This window comes from Sphingobium rhizovicinum (assembly GCF_042647625.1).
In the GTDB taxonomy this organism is placed as follows: domain Bacteria; phylum Pseudomonadota; class Alphaproteobacteria; order Sphingomonadales; family Sphingomonadaceae; genus Sphingobium; species Sphingobium rhizovicinum.
Window position 1 is genome coordinate 249,364 of record NZ_JBHRVU010000004.1, and the last position, 15,366, is coordinate 264,729.

General features: G+C 66.0%; 13 protein-coding genes. 7 read left to right on the plus strand and 6 right to left on the minus strand.

The window, feature by feature from the left end; genetic code table 11:
- The first annotated feature begins 23 nt into the window (after positions 1-23).
- The 4 genes from ACFOKF_RS02535 to smc all read left to right on the plus strand — a co-directional run bounded on the left by ACFOKF_RS02535 (position 24) and on the right by smc (position 5,575).
- The gene (locus ACFOKF_RS02535) at positions 24-566 is read left to right on the plus strand and encodes a DUF721 domain-containing protein (protein WP_380792824.1); all 543 of its coding nucleotides are present in this window, start codon (positions 24-26) and stop codon (positions 564-566) included.
- Between the two features lie 47 nt (positions 567-613).
- Positions 614-1,279 (plus strand): thioredoxin domain-containing protein, encoded by a 666-nt coding sequence (locus ACFOKF_RS02540; RefSeq protein ID WP_380792826.1) that lies wholly within the window; start codon positions 614-616, stop codon positions 1,277-1,279.
- Between the two features lie 46 nt (positions 1,280-1,325).
- Entirely contained in the window at positions 1,326-2,057 is a 732-nt protein-coding gene (locus ACFOKF_RS02545) for a DsbA family protein (protein ID WP_380792828.1), read from the plus strand.
- Between the two features lie 74 nt (positions 2,058-2,131).
- The gene (smc, locus tag ACFOKF_RS02550; RefSeq protein WP_380792830.1) at positions 2,132-5,575 is read left to right on the plus strand and encodes a chromosome segregation protein SMC; all 3,444 of its coding nucleotides are present in this window, start codon (positions 2,132-2,134) and stop codon (positions 5,573-5,575) included.
- Between the two features lie 222 nt (positions 5,576-5,797).
- On the opposite strand, the gene ACFOKF_RS02555 is transcribed toward smc, so the two are convergent.
- Complete coding sequence (locus ACFOKF_RS02555) at positions 5,798-7,252, minus strand: phospholipase D-like domain-containing protein (protein ID WP_380792832.1); 1,455 nt, start codon at positions 7,250-7,252, stop codon at positions 5,798-5,800.
- Positions 7,249-8,157 (minus strand): 4-hydroxybenzoate octaprenyltransferase, encoded by a 909-nt coding sequence (gene ubiA / locus ACFOKF_RS02560; protein ID WP_380792834.1) that lies wholly within the window; start codon positions 8,155-8,157, stop codon positions 7,249-7,251. Before ubiA ends, ACFOKF_RS02555 begins: the two co-directional genes overlap by 4 nt.
- An 85-nt stretch (positions 8,158-8,242) precedes the next feature.
- Here ubiA and ACFOKF_RS02565 point away from each other — a divergent pair, with 85 nt between their 5' ends.
- Together ACFOKF_RS02565 and ACFOKF_RS02570 are read left to right on the plus strand one after the other, a co-directional pair.
- A complete protein-coding gene (locus tag ACFOKF_RS02565; RefSeq protein WP_380792836.1) occupies positions 8,243-8,989 on the plus strand; it encodes a 16S rRNA (uracil(1498)-N(3))-methyltransferase in 747 nt (248 codons plus the stop codon).
- Between the two features lie 99 nt (positions 8,990-9,088).
- Complete coding sequence (locus tag ACFOKF_RS02570) at positions 9,089-10,462, plus strand: glutamate--cysteine ligase (RefSeq protein ID WP_380792838.1); 1,374 nt, start codon at positions 9,089-9,091, stop codon at positions 10,460-10,462.
- A 98-nt stretch (positions 10,463-10,560) separates the two neighbouring features.
- Here the strand turns inward: ACFOKF_RS02570 and ACFOKF_RS02575 are convergent, their stop codons facing one another.
- Positions 10,561-11,859 (minus strand): methyltransferase family protein, encoded by a 1,299-nt coding sequence (locus ACFOKF_RS02575; protein WP_380792839.1) that lies wholly within the window; start codon positions 11,857-11,859, stop codon positions 10,561-10,563.
- Between the two features lie 155 nt (positions 11,860-12,014).
- Here ACFOKF_RS02575 and ACFOKF_RS02580 point away from each other — a divergent pair, with 155 nt between their 5' ends.
- Positions 12,015-12,311 carry a hypothetical protein gene (locus ACFOKF_RS02580; RefSeq protein ID WP_380792841.1) on the plus strand — a complete coding sequence of 99 codons (297 nt, stop codon included), beginning with the start codon at positions 12,015-12,017 and terminating at the stop codon, positions 12,309-12,311.
- Here the strand turns inward: ACFOKF_RS02580 and ACFOKF_RS02585 are convergent.
- The 3 genes from ACFOKF_RS02585 to ACFOKF_RS02595 all read right to left on the minus strand — a co-directional run bounded on the left by ACFOKF_RS02585 (position 12,300) and on the right by ACFOKF_RS02595 (position 15,357).
- Positions 12,300-12,932 (minus strand): DUF1345 domain-containing protein, encoded by a 633-nt coding sequence (locus tag ACFOKF_RS02585; RefSeq protein WP_380797617.1) that lies wholly within the window; start codon positions 12,930-12,932, stop codon positions 12,300-12,302. The genes ACFOKF_RS02580 and ACFOKF_RS02585 overlap by 12 nt on opposite strands.
- Positions 12,933-13,070: 138 nt before the next feature.
- Positions 13,071-13,340, minus strand: a complete 270-nt coding sequence (locus ACFOKF_RS02590; protein ID WP_380792842.1) for a DUF1294 domain-containing protein — start codon at positions 13,338-13,340, stop codon at positions 13,071-13,073.
- Positions 13,341-13,344: 4 nt separating this feature from the next.
- The gene (locus ACFOKF_RS02595) at positions 13,345-15,357 is read right to left on the minus strand and encodes a TonB-dependent receptor plug domain-containing protein (protein WP_380792844.1); all 2,013 of its coding nucleotides are present in this window, start codon (positions 15,355-15,357) and stop codon (positions 13,345-13,347) included.
- Positions 15,358-15,366 lie beyond the last annotated feature (9 nt).

Below are 15,366 nucleotides of genomic sequence, written 5' to 3' on the forward strand. Positions count from 1 at the left end.
GGCCCTATGCCATGTAGCGCGTCATGACGGAACGCCCGGTCCCACCGAAAATGAAGAGTCGCAGGATTCCGGCGGAGGAGCGTCCGCGCATTGGCGCGCCGCGCCAGATTTCCGACCTGATGCCCGACATCGGCCGCGCCGCCTTTCGCAAATTCGGTTTCGTCCAGTCGAGCATCGTCACCCGCTGGGCGGAGATTGTCGGCCCGCATTATGCCGGCATTTCCGCGCCCGAATCGATCCGCTTCCCGGTTGGGCAGAAGGCCGGCGGGACGCTGCAACTGACAGTGATGAGCGGCCATGCGCCGATGATCCAGCATGTGTTGCCCGACATTGTCGACCGGGTGAACCGCTTCTTTGGCTATGCCGCCGTCGCGAAGGTGGCGATGCGGCAGGGCGACATCCGGCCGTCCACGCCGGAACGCCGCCCGCCGCCGCGCAACCTGAAGCCGATCCCGGTCGAACTGGGCGATTCGCTGCGCGATATTGGCGATCCCGAACTGCGCGCCGTGCTCGAATCGCTGGCGCAGGGGCTTGCCAACAGCAGCGGCTTGCCCAAGATCAACTGACATCAGTTCGGCCCCTGTTCAGCCGGCCCTTGTTACGGACCCGTCCCATGAAAAAATATCTGTCGCTTGCCCTGCTTGCTGTTCCCGCCGCGCTGGTTGCCGCGCCTGCCGCAAATTGGGTGAGCCGCGTCACCATCAGTCCGATCGGCGGCCATTATATGGGCAATCCGGCCGCGCCGACCAAGCTGGTCGAATATGTGAGCTATACCTGTTCGCACTGCGCTCATTTCGTCGGAGAGGCGAGCGCGCCGCTGAAGACCCAATATGTGAAGGGCGGCAAGGTTGCGGTCGAAGTGCGCAACGCCGTGCGCGACAAATATGACCTGACCGCCGCCCTGCTCGCCCGCTGTGGCGGCCCGGCCCGCTTCATGGGCAATCATGAGGCGCTGTTCGCTAACCAGAGCGCCTGGATGGAGCAGCTGGAAAGCTATGATCGCGATGCGACCAAGCCGACCGAACAGATTCCCGCGCTTCAGGACATCGGCCAGAAGACCGGCCTTTATGCGCTGATGAACAAGCGCGGCTTCACCAATGCACAGCTCAACGCCTGCGTCGCCAATCCGCAATCGATGAAGCAGATTCTGGCGATGACCGACGAAGCGTGGAACAAGGTCAAGATCAGCGGCACGCCCGGCTTTGTCGTCAACGGCACGCTGGTGCAGGGATCGAGCTGGGCCATTCTTCAGGCCGCATTGCCCCCTGCTGCGCGCTGATCTAAACCCCTTTCCATACGCCCCCATCATCGGAGCCATGCCCGTCGTGAAACTTCTTTCCGGTATCGCCATCCTTGCCCTCAGCCTGACGCTTGCCGCCTGCGGCAAGAGTGACGAAGGCGCCAAGCCGAGCGGCGAACCCGTCGCCGCCGTCGCTGCGCCGGCCGGCACCAGCTGGTCGGAAACCATCGCCGCTACGCCCGAAGGCTATTATCTGATGGGCAACCCGTCGGCGAAGGTGAAGCTGGTCGAATATGGCTCCTATACGTGCAGCCATTGCCGCGATTTTTCGGCCGAAGCGTCGGAAGAGATCAAGAAGCTGGTCGACACCGGCAAGATGAGCTTCGAATTTCGCACCTATCTGCGCGATCCGATCGATCTGACCACGGCGCTGCTGGCGCGGTGCGGCGGCAAGGATATTTTCTATCCGCTGTCCGAACAGTTTTTCGCCAACCAGTCGGCGATGTTCGAAAAGGTTCAGGGTCAGGACGCTGCGTTCAAGACGGTCGAACAGCTGCCTCCGGCCCAGCGCCCCGGCGCGATCGCCCAGATTGCGGGTCTGGTCGAATATGCCCAGCAGCGCGGTGTTTCCGCCGATCAGGCCAAGCAGTGCCTGGCCGATACGGCGACCGCCGAAAAGCTGGCCAAGGGCGTCGAAGCCGCGAACAACCAGTATCAGATTCAGGGTACGCCCAGCTTCCTGATCAATGGCGTGCTGATCGACAATGTCGCCACCTGGGCCACGCTCCAGCCCAAGCTCAAGGAAGCGGGACTCTGATTGTCGCGCGGGGGGCTGACATCGGCGCCTGCGCCTGACGGAACCGGGGCGGCCTGCCGTCCCGGCATGCCCCCGTGCAGATAAAGCGCCTCAAGCTTTCCGGCTTCAAGAGCTTCGTCGATGCGACGGAGCTGCGGATCGAACCGGGCCTGACCGGCATCGTCGGGCCAAATGGCTGCGGCAAATCCAACCTGCTAGAAGCGATCCGATGGGTCATGGGCGAATCCAGCGCCAAATCCATGCGCGGCGGCGGCATGGAGGATGTGATCTTCGCCGGCACCGCCACCCGCCCGCAGCGTGATTTTGCCGAAGTATCGTTGCTGACCGTGCAGGAACAGGGCGAACTGTTCAACGCGGTGGACGTGGGCGCGGATGGCGAACTGGAAGTCACCCGCCGGATCGAGCGCGGCGCGGGCAGCGCCTATCGCGCCAATGGCCGGGATGTGCGTGCGAAGGATGTGGCGCTGGTCTTTGCCGACGCCGCCACCGGCCCGCACAGTCCGGCGCTGGTCAGTCAGGGGCGCATCGCCGCCGTCATCGCCGCCCGCCCGCAGGAACGGCGCGCCATGCTGGAGGAGGCGGCGGGCATCGCCGGCCTGCATGTCCGGCGCAAGGACGCCGAACAGAAATTGCGCGCGGCCGAAGCCAATCTGGCCCGGCTGGACGAGATTTTGCTCGACATGGATGCGCGCGCCAGCAGCCTGCGGCGACAGACCAAGGCGGCGGAACGCTATATCCGCCTGTCCGAACAGATCAGGATTGCGGAAGGGCGCGTGCTGTTTGCGCGCTGGCGCGAGGCCAATGCCAGCGCAGAGGCGGCGCGCGCCGAAGCGAAGCAGGCGGACGCTGCGGTGTCGGCTGCGCAGGAAAGGCAGATGGCGGCGGCTGCGCATGCGCAGGCGGCGGTATCGGCGCTGGCGGAGCGCCGCGCTGGGGCGCAGCAGGCGCGCGACGCCGCCAATGAAGCGGGCCATCGCCTCGCCGCGTTGCGCACCGAACGGGAATCGGTGATGCGCCGCCTGTCCGACCTCGCCCAGCAGGCGCACCGGCTGGAGGAGGATCGCGCGCGTGAAGGCACGCTCGCCAATGACGCGGCCGACGCCATCGCCCGGCTGACGGCGGAGATTGCGACGCTGAAAGGGCGGATCGCAGACACCGAAAAGCTGCGCCCCGATTTCGCCGCCCGCATCGCTGCGGCGGAGGCTGGCGCGCGCGACGCCGAGCTGGAACTGGCGAAGGCGATGGCGAAACAGGCGGCCGAGCAGGCCGAACTGCGCGTGGCCGAAGCAGCGCTGGCGGCGGCGCGCAGCCGGCTGGAGCGCGCCGATCGCGATGTGGCGCGGCTGGCGGCGGAAGCCGATGCGCTGCCCGACGCCGCCCCGCTGGAGGCGCAGCGCGGGGCCGCGCAGGCGACACAGGCGCAGGCCGGGGCCGACCGCGACGCCGCCGACGCCGCGATCCAGACGGCCGATGCGGAGAGGCAGGCGGCGGCCGAGGCGCGGGCGATTGCCGAAACGGCGCTGGCGTCCGCCCGCGCTGCGCTGGCGGCGCTGGATAGCGAGGCGGCGGCGTTGAAACGCGCGGTCGAAAGCGGCGCGGCGGGCAAGGCGCGCGCGCTGGACCAGTTGAAGGCCGCGCCCGGCTATGAACGGGCATTGGCCGCTGCGCTGGGCGACGATCTGGAAGCGCCGGTCGGGACCGAAGGCAAGCGCCGCTGGGCCGGGGCGGAGGCTTTGCCGGTCGATCCCCCCCTGCCTGCCGGGGCGAGCGCCCTTGCCGATCATGTCACCGCGCCCGCCGCACTGGCCCGACGTCTGGCGCAGATTGCGGTGGCGGCGCGTGACGAGGGGCAGGCGCTTGCCGTGGGGCAGCGGCTGGTCACGCTGGACGGGCAGATGCGCCGTTGGGACGGCTATGTCGCGCTGGAGGGCGGGGCGGCGGCGGCCGAGCGGCTCATTCGCCTGAACCGGCTGGAGGCGATTGCCGCTGCCCGCCCGGCGGCACAGGCCGATGTCGACGCCGCGGCCGCCGCGCAGGATGAAGCCCGAACGCGCGAGCAGGGGGCTGCGCAGGCTCTGGCCGCCGGGCGGACGGCCTTGTCGCAGGCGGACCAACGATTGCGCGCAGCGCTGCGTGCGGCGGATGAGGCGACCATAGCGCTGGAGCGGCTGGCCGGGCGGCGCGAGGGAATAGAGGAACGGTTGACCGAAGCGCGGCGCGATCAGGGCGCGGCGCAGGGCGAGCATGACAAGGCGCAGGCTGCGCGCGTCGCCGTGCCCGACGGCGCGGAGACGCGGGCCTTGGTTGCGGCGCTGGTGCAGGCGAGCGAGAAGGCGCGCGCCGCCGTCAGCCAGCTACAGGCCGATCAGGCGCTGGCCGACCGGGCGCTGACCAGCGACCGCGAACGACAGGCGGCGGCCGATGCCGAGATCAAGGGCTGGCGCGCCCGCGCAGGGGAGGCGGCCAAGCGGATTGCCGCCATGGTCGATCGCGGTGAGGAGATTGCGACCGAGCGCGCGGCGATCGAAGCGCAGCCTGAAGCGCTGGCGCAGGCCATTGCGGACCTGAGCGATCAGGGCAGCGCCCTGACCGACGCCGCCGATCAGGCCCGCCGCGCCGAACTGGAGGCGGAAAGCGCGTTGCGGACTGCCGAAGGTCGGGCGGCGCAGGCGGGCGAGACGCTGGCCGCCGCGCGCGAAGCCCGCGCCACCGCCGTCGCCCGCGCCGAAGCAGCCGACGAACGGCGGATCGAAACCAATCGCCTTTCGGGCGAGCGGTTCGAATGTCCGCCGCCGGTGCTGCCCGAAAAACTGGGCTTTTCCAGCGCCGACATGCGGCTGGCCCAAACCGAGCAGGGTGAGCATGACCGCTTCGTGGTCGAGCGTGAGCGGATTGGCCCGGTCAATCTGGTCGCGGCGCAGGAGCTGGAAGAGCTGGAGGCGGTACAGGCGACGAGCCGCGCCGAAAGCGCCGAACTGACCCAGGCGATCAACCAGCTGCGCGGATCAATCGGCAGCCTGAACCGCGAAGGGCGGCAGCGGTTACTCGCCGCATTCGAGGCGGTGGACGGGCATTTCCGGCGTTTGTTCACCACCCTGTTCAATGGCGGGCAGGCGCATCTGGAACTGATCGACAGCGACGATCCGCTGGAGGCGGGGCTGGAGATCATGGCCCAGCCGCCCGGCAAGAAGCTGGCCGCGCTGACTTTGTTGTCGGGCGGTGAGCAGGCGTTGACGGCGGTGGCGCTGATCTTCGGCCTGTTCCTGACCAATCCTGCGCCGATCTGCGTGCTGGACGAAGTCGATGCGCCGCTGGACGACGCCAATGTCGAGCGTTTCTGCGACCTGCTGGATGCGATGGTGGCGCAGACCAACACCCGTTACCTGATCGTCACCCATAATGCCGTCAGCATGGCCCGGATGCACCGGCTGTTCGGCGTCACCATGGTCGAGCGCGGGGTCAGCCGCTTGGTGTCGGTCAACCTGCACGGCGCGGAGGCGCTGCTGGCGGCGGAGTAGGGCGATCCCCTTAGAGTGTGATGCGATTAGATTGAACCGCATCGCACTCTAAGAGTCCTTTATTTTCCGCATTTTGCGAGCCGTCATCTGTTCCAGATGACTTCAAAATGCTCTAACTTCGCATATTTCCCGCCAAATGCGACATAATCGTGCGCGGCGCTGATCCTATCGCAAAGCCGCAGCCCGATTATAGCGCAGCGGCATCGCGATAGGACAGGCGCGTCAGCCCCGCCCGAACCAGCCCTTCATCCGGCGGAACAGGCCGCGTTCGCTCACGGGTTCGAACATTTCTTCCGGCCCTTCGGGGTCCAGCACCTCATGGTCGGCGATCCATTGCTGCACGTCGTTCAGGTCCGGCGTCACATAGGGGCGCAGGGTGCGGCCGGGCTTTTGCCGCAATTCCTCTATCCCCGCGATCAGGCCGCGTTCAGCGATGACCGCCGACACACGTTCGGCCGGCAGGTCCAGATGTTCGGCGATCAGGTCGTCGCGAATCTTGAGGATCGTCGCCTGCCGCCCGTCATTGCCGGGCAGCGCGGTGTCGATGCAGACGTCGCATTCCGTGTCCAGCCGCATCGATCGGTTGTTCATGTTGGAGGAGCCGACCCGGATCAGCCGGTCGTCCACGATCAGGATCTTGGCATGGACATAGATGGGCACGCCGCGATTGGTGAAGGGATGATAGATGCGGAAGCGGCCATAGGTGTCGCGCGCCTTCAACGCTTCGAACAGCCGGGCGCGGGCCGAATCCATCGCCTGCTGTTCCAGCCAGCCATCGGCCTGTTCGGGATTGACGATGACGATTTCCGGGCCGTCCGGATCGCCCAGCCGCTTGGCGATCGCCTCGGCAATGCGGCGGGAGGCGAAATATTGGCTTTCGGCATAGATGCGGTGCTTCGCCGCTGCGATCTGATGCAGATAGAGTTGCTCGATCTCGGTCAGTTCTTCCTGATCGTCCATCTTGGGCGCGGTGCGGGCGATGGCGACATCGACCCCTTCAAACTGCACCGGCAGCTTGTCGGGCCAGCAATCACTGACGCCCTCGACCGGCTCCAGCGGATCGCCGCCCGCGCCGACCCAGCGATTGCGGGCATGATCGCCCAGCGCGGCGGCGACAGGCCCGGCCAGCGCCGTCGTCGCATCATGCCATGGCCCATAAGGCGTGCCGTCGGGATGGAGCCGGCCCGGCTCCTCATCGCGGTGATGGCGCGTGTCCCATCGGTCGCCGGTCATGTCGATGCCGCCGCAAAAGGCGAAGCAATCGTCGATCACGACGATTTTCTGATGATGCGACGCGGCCGGGGGATGATGACCGTCCAGCTTCACGGTGATGCGCGGATGCGCCATCCAGCGCAATGTCGTCACCAGATGCGACGGGCGCACCATGGATTTCATGGCGCCGACGTCCCAGCGCAGCAGGAAAATCTCCAGTTCCGGCGTGCGCTCCACCAGCCAGGTGATGAAATCGCCGATCACCACCGGCGCGCCATCCTTCGCCTCATCCTCGCGGATCAGGCTGATCGCGGGGTCGAAATCCCATCCGATCAGCATGATGCGGCGCTTCGCCTTCATCATCGCGGCGCGCGCCTGACGGAAATAATTGTCCGCGTCGACGATGACGCTGGCTTTTTCTGCGCGCGCGATGCGCCAGCAATCCGTGCCCGGTTGCGGCGTCATAGCGAAGCGCTCCCCACGACGAGGCAGCCCAGGAACATCAGGAACCCCGAGAAACGGTTGGACCGGAATTTACGCAGCGGATCGACTCCATCTTCTTTCAGCGTGCCCACCTGCCAGAGCAGATGCGCCGCCATCGGCAGCAGGGCTGCAAGGGCTAACGATTGGGGGCGGATTTCCCATATCGCGCCTGCCCAGAGCGCCAGCGCCACTATGTAGCAAAGGCTCACCCCGGCGCGCACATGCCGCCCCATCGACAGCGCGCTGGACCCGATGCCGATCAGCGCGTCATCCTCCCGGTCCTGCAAGGCGTAGATGGTGTCATAACCCACCACCCAGAAGATGGCTCCGGCATAGAGGAGCAAGCCCGGCAGGGTCAGCGCGCCCGCCACTTCGCTCCAGCCCACCAGCGCCGCCCAGGAAAAGACGAGGCCGAGCCAGAGTTGCGGCCAGCCGGTGATTCGCTTCATGAAGGGATAGGCCGCGACCAGCGCCAGACTGCCCAGCGCGACGATCTGCGCATAGAGAGACAGTTGCAGCAGCACGATCAGGCCGATCAGGCACAGCGCCACCAGCCATAGCCAGGCCGTCCTGACCGCCATCGCGCCGCTCGCCAGCGGCCGGGCGGCGGTGCGCGCCACCTTCCGGTCGAGGTCGCGGTCGACAATGTCGTTGAAGACGCAGCCCGCGCCGCGCATCGCGATGCTGCCGACCAGCAGCCAGGCGATCAGCGGCCAGCGGGCAAAGCCGCCGCCCGCCAGCGCGACCGCCCATGCGCCGGGCCAGAACAGCAGCCACCAGCCGATCGGCCGGTCGAACCGCGCCAGTTGCGCCAGCGTGCGGGGGGTATCCGGCAGCCGTGCGAGCAGGCCGCGCGCTTCGCTGTCGGGAACGATGGTGTGATTCAACTGAGACTCCGTCCGCCCTTATGCTTGTCGAAGGGCCATGCTTCTCTTTAGGGAAGAACATGTATCCGGCAAGACAAGAGAGAAGATGACCGCTACCCCCGCCTGGCCCCCGCAAAGCGCGCCGCGCCTGCATGTCGAAACCCAACTGGGCGAAGGCGTCGCGGTGCCGGTCGACGGCAATCCGGCCCATTATCTGATCAGCGTCATGCGGGTGAAGCCTGATGACATCGTGCTGTTGTTCGACGGCCGGTCGGGCGAATGGGCGGCGCGGGTGCGCGATATGCGCAAGCGCGATCTGGTGCTGGAATGCGTGCAACAGACAAAGCCGCCGGAGCATGTGCCCGATTTCTGGCTGTGCTGCGCGCCGATAAAGAAGGGGCGGATCGACCTGATCGCAGAAAAGGCGTGCGAACTGGGTGTGGCCCGGCTCCAGCCAGTGCTGACCCGGCGGGCGGTTGTGGATAAGTTGAACCTTGATCGGCTGCACGCCCATCTGGTCGAGGCGGCGGAACAATGCGGGCGCACCGGGCTGCCCGATCTGACCGAGATGGTGAAGCTGGACGCATTGCTGAAGGGCTGGCCGATCGGCCGGCACCTGTTCTTCGCCGATGAGACGGGCGGCGCACCGCTGGAAGCGACGCTGCGCGCGCACCCCGGTCCGGCCGCCTTTCTGGTCGGACCGGAGGGCGGCTTTGATCCGGCCGAGCGCGAGGCGATCCGCGCCACGCCGGGAGCGGTGCCGGTGTCGCTCGGCCCGCGTATCCTGCGCGCGGAAACGGCTGCGATCGCCGCGACGGCCGCGTGGATGACGATCAATGGCGACTGGGAATAGTTTCATTTCGCCATGTTATTGCGCTCTTGATAGGGGCAACTTATCTGTCGGCCGCGCGCTCTTGTTTGACGCGCGTTGGGGAAGCACTAAGGGCGGGGCATGAGCACTAGAACCGACTCAGGGGATCATGATCCCGTCATCGAAAGCCGTGACCAGCTGATCGCGGCCTTTTCCAAGGGTGAGAAGCCCAAGGAACGCTGGCGCATCGGCACCGAGCATGAGAAATTCGTCTATAGCCGCAAGGATCATCACGCCCCGGCCTATGAGGAAAAGGGCGGCATCCACACGCTGCTGATCGGCCTGACCCGTTATGGCTGGAGCCCGGTGTTCGAGGGCGAGAATATCATCGCTTTGTCCGGTGCCGACGGCACGATCAGTCTGGAGCCGGCCGGCCAGCTGGAACTGTCCGGCGCGCCGCTGGAAAATCTGCACCAGACCTGCGCCGAAACCGGCCGCCATCTGGAACAGGTGAAATATGTCGGCGACATGCTGGGCCTTGGGTTCCTGGGCCTTGGCATGTGGCCCGACAAGAGCCGTGAAGAGCTGCCCATCATGCCCAAGGGGCGTTACGACATCATGTTGCGGCACATGCCGCGCGTGGGGTCGCTGGGCCTGGACATGATGCTGCGCACCTGCACCATTCAGACCAACCTCGACTATGGCAGCGAGGCGGACATGGCGCAGAAGTTCCGTGTTTCGCTGGCGCTGCAACCGCTGGCGACCGCCCTGTTCGCCAATTCGCCCTTCACCAATGGCAAGCCCAACGGCTTCCTGTCCTATCGCAGCCATATCTGGTCGGACACCGACCCGGCGCGCACCGGCATGCTGCCCTTCGTGTTCGAGGACGGCTTTGGCTATGAGCGCTATGCCGACTATGCCCTCGATGTGCCGATGTACTTCGTCTATCGCGACGGCAAATATATCGACGCGGCGGGGCTGAGTTTCCGCGATTTCCTCGATGGAAAACTCTCCGTCCTGCCCGGCGAAAAGCCGACCGAGAAGGATTGGGAGGATCATCTGTCCACCGCCTTCCCCGAAGTGCGGATGAAGAGCTTTCTGGAAATGCGCGGGGCCGATGGCGGACCGTGGAACCGCATCTGTGCGCTGCCGGCGCTGTGGGTCGGCCTGCTCTATGACCAGGGCGCGCTCGACGCGGCGTGGGACGTGGTCAAGGACTGGAGCATGGAGGAGCGGCAGATATTGCGCGATTCCGTGCCGAAGCTGGGCCTCGACGCGCCGATCGGCGGCGGGCGCAAGCTGCGCGACATTGCCGGGGAAGTGGTGGACATTGCCCGGTCGGGCCTTGCCGCGCGTGGTCGCCTGAACAGCGCGGGCGACAATGAAACCGGCTATCTGGCCTTCCTCGACGAAGTCGTCGCATCGGGCAAGACCAACGCCGAACGACTGCTGGACCGCTATCATGGCGAATGGGGCGGCGATCTGAGCAAGGTTTATGGGGAAGAGAGCTTCTGAAGAAGCATGTGCTCCTGCGAAAGCAGGAGCCCAGTCCTGTTCTCGATCAAAAGCGCATCGTTGGAGCAGGGCTCCGGCCTGCGCCGGAGCACGTCTTCCTATTCCGCCGGTTGCGCTGACACCATCGTTTCGCGCTTCTTCCCCGTCACCCAGGCGAAGAAGCGCGGGACGGGCGCATTGCGCTCCATCCAGTCGCTATAGGCGCGATAGTCCGGGTCGGCGCCCAGATGCTGCTCCTCGGTCTTGGCGCGCCAATAATAGACCGCGTTGGTCAGCCCCAGCATCGCGCAGTTGCGCACCATGTCCGACAGCGATCCGCTGACCGTCAGGAAGGGCAAGGCGGAAAACCACCAGAACAGGTTTTTCGACAGATAGGCCGGGTGCCGGGTCCAGCGATAGGGACCATGGGTCAATATGCCGCGATGGGTGAGGTTGGAAAAGCGGATGCCGAACGCCACCGTCGCCCAGGCATAAAGGCCCGTCAGCAGCACCAGCCAGCCGCCCAGCAGCCATTGCAGCGCGCTCGACCCTTGCGTCCAATAATCCCATTCCGCCCCGCCGGCATGATAATCGAGGGGGCCGCCGCCGCCCATCAGCACGAAGGGCGGGTAGCAGATGAGCGCCGCCAGCCAGCCGCCCAATAAGGGATTGGCGGTGCGGATGTGCGAATCGAGCGGTTTGAAGGTCAAAATATAGCCGACCGTCGCCAGGCAGACGTCGATCATGAACATGACCGCGATCAGGAAGCCGGCCAGCGCCACCGGGTTAGACAGCGCATGGTCGATCCGCCATTCCACCACGCTGGCGAAATTGCCCGGTACGATCGACACCATGAAGGCGAGGAAAAAGCCCTTCACCGCCCAGGCGCGGCCATGGTGGGCGACCTGCGCCATGTCGGGCGCGCCGGCCGCGCCGCCGATCACCCACTGGCCGAAACTGTAGCAGGCGTCCTTCGGATCGGTCAGTCGCCGGTCGATCCAGAGCATATAGGGGATGGACGCCGCCAGCAGCCAGGGCGCGGCCGCCATGAACAGGTCCATCGAGAAACGATAGCTGCCGCTCCAGTACCAGCGGGCGATGCAGTAGAAGAGGGCGATGGCGAGCCATGTCGCCCACAACCCTGCGATCTTGACGATGCTGGTGTCGATCACAGCCTTTAGCGGGCGGGGCGTGGTCTGCCAGTCGATGCCGGTCGAAGTACGCCGATGCACCTTGTCCACGATCAGCGACCACAGCACCATCGGCAGGCCGCAGGCGACCACCGCGGCGAGGCCTGCATTGGGACCGTTCATGCCATAATGGCGCGCCACCAGCGTCCAGAGGGCAAGGCCCGCCAGGCCGGCGATGCCGACGCCATGGCTGACGGCGGATGGGGGACAGGGATCGGCCTTGTTCATTGTCATCAGCCTTTAGCAAAGATTCGTAATCAAGCGATGAAGGCAGGAGAGGGCCTGATGCCGGCGATTCGTCGCAAAAGCGATGACGCCCGGTGAACCGAAGCGATTTCAGATCGTTATGGAAGCCGAGCGGGCCTGATAAGAGGAAATAGTCCATGTCCATCGCCGTGCAGTTTCCCGATGGCAGCGTCCGTGAGGTGCCCGGACAATTGCGACAGGTCGATGATCCCGCCGATGGGCAGCCCGGTTTCGAGCAGGTGCCGCTCAATTGCGATTCGCGCTGGCATTTCTATCGCAAGGGGCGGATCTGGTGCGCGCGGCCGCGGCACGGCCATCTGGCCGCCTTTCGCCAGCCCGAGGAATCATGGTGGGAAGCGCTGGCCGTGCTGCGCGACGATGCGGGCGATGATAGCGGCAAGGATGGCCCGGACCGCTGGGAATCAGCCGCCTGATCCGCCCAGCACATTGATGGTGAAGGCCAGGATGCCAAGGTTGAACAGGAACGCGGCGAGGCACTGGAACAGCACCGTCCGGCGCATCGCCGTCGACCCGATCGACACGTCCGACGTCTGGAACGTCATGCCCAGCGTGAAGGCGAAATAGAGGAAATCCCAATAGCCCGGTTCGTGCGTATCCGGGAAATCCAGCCCGCCCCGGTCCTTGCCCGCGCGCCCGGGCAGGTAGAAGATATGGGCATAATGCATCGCATAGACGAGGTTGGAAAAGAGCCAGGCGATCAGCAGGGTCGCCAGCAACAGCGCGATGCTGATTGCGTCCGGCCCACCATGCTGGCTGGTCGCCACGCCCACCGCGACCAAGATCACTAAACTGACGATGCCCGTCAGCAGCAGCATCAATCCACGATTGGCGTCGTTCGCCAGCGCCTTGCGCCGCATTGAGTCCGGGTTCGCATCGATCAGCGGCACTACCGACGCCATGAAGGCGATCGCTGCGGCATCGAACCCGGCCATCACCGCTTCATGCCAGGGCAGGATCAGCAACAGCGGCGCGATCAGGGCAAGCAGCGCCAGGAACATGCCATAGCGCCAGGGAAAGAGCATGGAGGAGCGCATGGACGACATTCAAAGGCCCGAAGGACAAGAAGAGCAAGGAGTTAGTGCTATAGCGCGTTTCTTTCCGCTGGTCTCCGCCATGATAATCGATCAGTCCATTGGGGTCCGCTGACTGCGCCTGCGGTCATAGCCCGGTCATCAAAGCAGTATCAGGACGGCGACGCCCGCTGCCTGCGCCGCTGCGATCAGCCAGAGCAGGGTCGAAAAGGGCTGTTTGCGCGTCTTGTGGCGAAAGACATGGCGGCCAAGGAAGGCGCCGGGCGTGCCGCCCGCCAGCGCCCAGAGCAGCAGACTGCGTTCGGACAAGCGGCGCAAACCCATCCGGGCGCGCCTTTTGTCCAGGCCGAACAGGGTGAAGGCGATGATGTTTGCCGTCAGCAGGGCCGCCGCAATCAGTATCGCCGTCAACGCATCAGCCCCCGAAGCTGACGCCGATCCACAAGGTCCGCGGCGTGCCCAGATCCATCGATCCGCCCGCATTGCGCGTCACGACCGTTTCGTCGAACAGATTTTCGCCGCGCGCCACGATGCTGACGCCATGGCCGATCGGCAGGCGGGCGATGGCGTCGAGCGTCAGCGCATCGGGCAGCACGTCGCTTTGCAGATCATCCTCATATTGTTTGGCGACATAGCGCAGCGTGGTCGACAGCGTCGGGCCGGACGCCGGGGCATAGGCGATCGTCGCACTGGCGGCGTGGCTGGGGGTCTGGGCGGGGCGCAGGCCGTCAAAGGCGGCGCCCGGCGCATCGACCCGGCTATGGCTATAGGCGTAAGAGGCCGACAGGGTGATGTCGCCCAGCCTGGCCGCCGCCGTCAGTTCCACGCCCTTGGCGACGATGCGGTTCACATTGCGCCGCTGACGCGTAGTCGCGTCGATCGTCACATTGGCGATCGCGTCGTCCAGCCGGTTGTAGAAGGCGGTGGCGGACAGGGTGACGCCCTTTGCCGGCGTCAGGTCGATGCCGGCCTCAGCGCCCTTCAGCTTTTCCGGGGTGAGCGCGTCGTTGGCGCGCGTCGTGATCGGGAACACCACGAACGGGCGATAAAGTTCGTTGAGCGTGGGCAGGCGAAAGCCGCTATAGGCCGAGGCCCGCAGCGCGATCGCGTCGCTGGCCTGATAGAGCGCGCCCACCCGACCGGAAAATTCCCAGTCCGATCGGTCGGCATAGTCGCTGCCCGTGGTCGCGCCAGTCGTGGCGCTGACCTGATGGTAGAAGCCGTTGCGGATCGACCAGCGATCGGCGCGCCCGCCGCCGGTCAGCACCAGATCGCCAATGGTCCAGTCATCCTCGACAAAGAAGCCCGTGGTCCACTGGTCGCCGCCGGCATGGCGCAGGAAGGTGCGGGGGTTGGCCGCGACATTGGCGTTATAGGCGTCCTCATACATGTCGCCGGTGGCAAAGCGCGTGTCGACGCCCAGCCGCAGCATATGGGCGTCGCCCACGGGCGGGCGCAGCTCAATCTTGCCGCCAATGCCGGTGGACGGCGTGTTGCGCTGGTCCAGCGACTTGCGGAAGCTGGAGGAGGAGATGACGATGTTGGAGAAGTTGCGCGCCTGGATATAGGCCAGCGCATCCACCTGCCACGGCCCGCGATTGATATAGCGGATGCTGGCGTCCTGCCCCTGGCTCATGCTGTCCGCGCCGGCGAACCGCAGCGTGCGATTATCCTCGAACAGGGTGGCGCGAAATTGCAGTTCCGACGTGGCGCTGATCGGCGCGACCGCGCGCACATTGGTCGACCAGCCATCATAGGCGGCCGGCACGGTGGCGGCGACGCGCTGGTCCTTTGGCGTGGTCTGGAAGCCGTCGCCCCGGTCCCACCGGCCCGACAGCGAGACATAGCCGCCGCCCAGATCCTGCGTCAGCCCGGCGGACAGTTCGGTCGCATCACGGCTGCCGTAAAGGGCGCTGGCGGAAAAGTCGGGCAACTGGTCGCGCGTCGCGCTGGCCATTTCGATCGTGCCGGCCACCGCGCCCGATCCGAAGGCGCCGATGCCCCCGCCGCGCGTCACACGCACGACGGACAGGCGATCAGGCGCCAGCGCGCTGAACGGGATATAGCCGAAAAAGGGATCGGCGACCGGCACGCCGTCCAGCAGCATCAGCGTGCGGCTGGACGCATTGCCGCCCAGCGCGCGCAAGGTCGCGCCCTGATTGGACGGGTTGGACGACCGGCTGTCCGAGCGGCGGAACTGCTGAAACCCGGCGACATCGCCCAGCACGCTTTCGATCCGGCCCGATGCGCTGTCCAGCAGGCGCTGCCGGTCGATCACGACCGATCCATAGGCCGGCGTTCCGGGCGGCAACGCCAGCCCCGCGCCGGTGACGATGATGGTCGAATCGCCGGCCGCCTCCTCCGGCGCCTGCGCCAGTGCGATGGTCGGAACGGTCAGCAGGACGGCAGGCAAAAAATAGCGTTTCATGAAGCGATC

Excerpts from the sequence above, each read along its gene's own strand:
- ACFOKF_RS02570 (WP_380792838.1), top strand. The coding sequence starts at position 9,089 with ATGAGCACTAGAACCGACTCAGGGGATCATGATCCCGTCATCGAAAGC.
- ACFOKF_RS02580 (WP_380792841.1), top strand. The coding sequence starts at position 12,015 with ATGTCCATCGCCGTGCAGTTTCCCGATGGCAGCGTCCGTGAGGTGCCC.
- ACFOKF_RS02555 (WP_380792832.1), bottom strand. The coding sequence starts at position 7,252 with ATGACGCCGCAACCGGGCACGGATTGCTGGCGCATCGCGCGCGCAGAA.
- ACFOKF_RS02540 (WP_380792826.1), top strand. The coding sequence starts at position 614 with ATGAAAAAATATCTGTCGCTTGCCCTGCTTGCTGTTCCCGCCGCGCTG.
- ACFOKF_RS02535 (WP_380792824.1), top strand. The coding sequence starts at position 24 with ATGACGGAACGCCCGGTCCCACCGAAAATGAAGAGTCGCAGGATTCCG.
- ACFOKF_RS02575 (WP_380792839.1), bottom strand. The coding sequence starts at position 11,859 with ATGAACAAGGCCGATCCCTGTCCCCCATCCGCCGTCAGCCATGGCGTC.
- ACFOKF_RS02595 (WP_380792844.1), bottom strand. The coding sequence starts at position 15,357 with ATGAAACGCTATTTTTTGCCTGCCGTCCTGCTGACCGTTCCGACCATC.
- ACFOKF_RS02585 (WP_380797617.1), bottom strand. The coding sequence starts at position 12,932 with ATGCGCTCCTCCATGCTCTTTCCCTGGCGCTATGGCATGTTCCTGGCG.
- ACFOKF_RS02565 (WP_380792836.1), top strand. The coding sequence starts at position 8,243 with ATGACCGCTACCCCCGCCTGGCCCCCGCAAAGCGCGCCGCGCCTGCAT.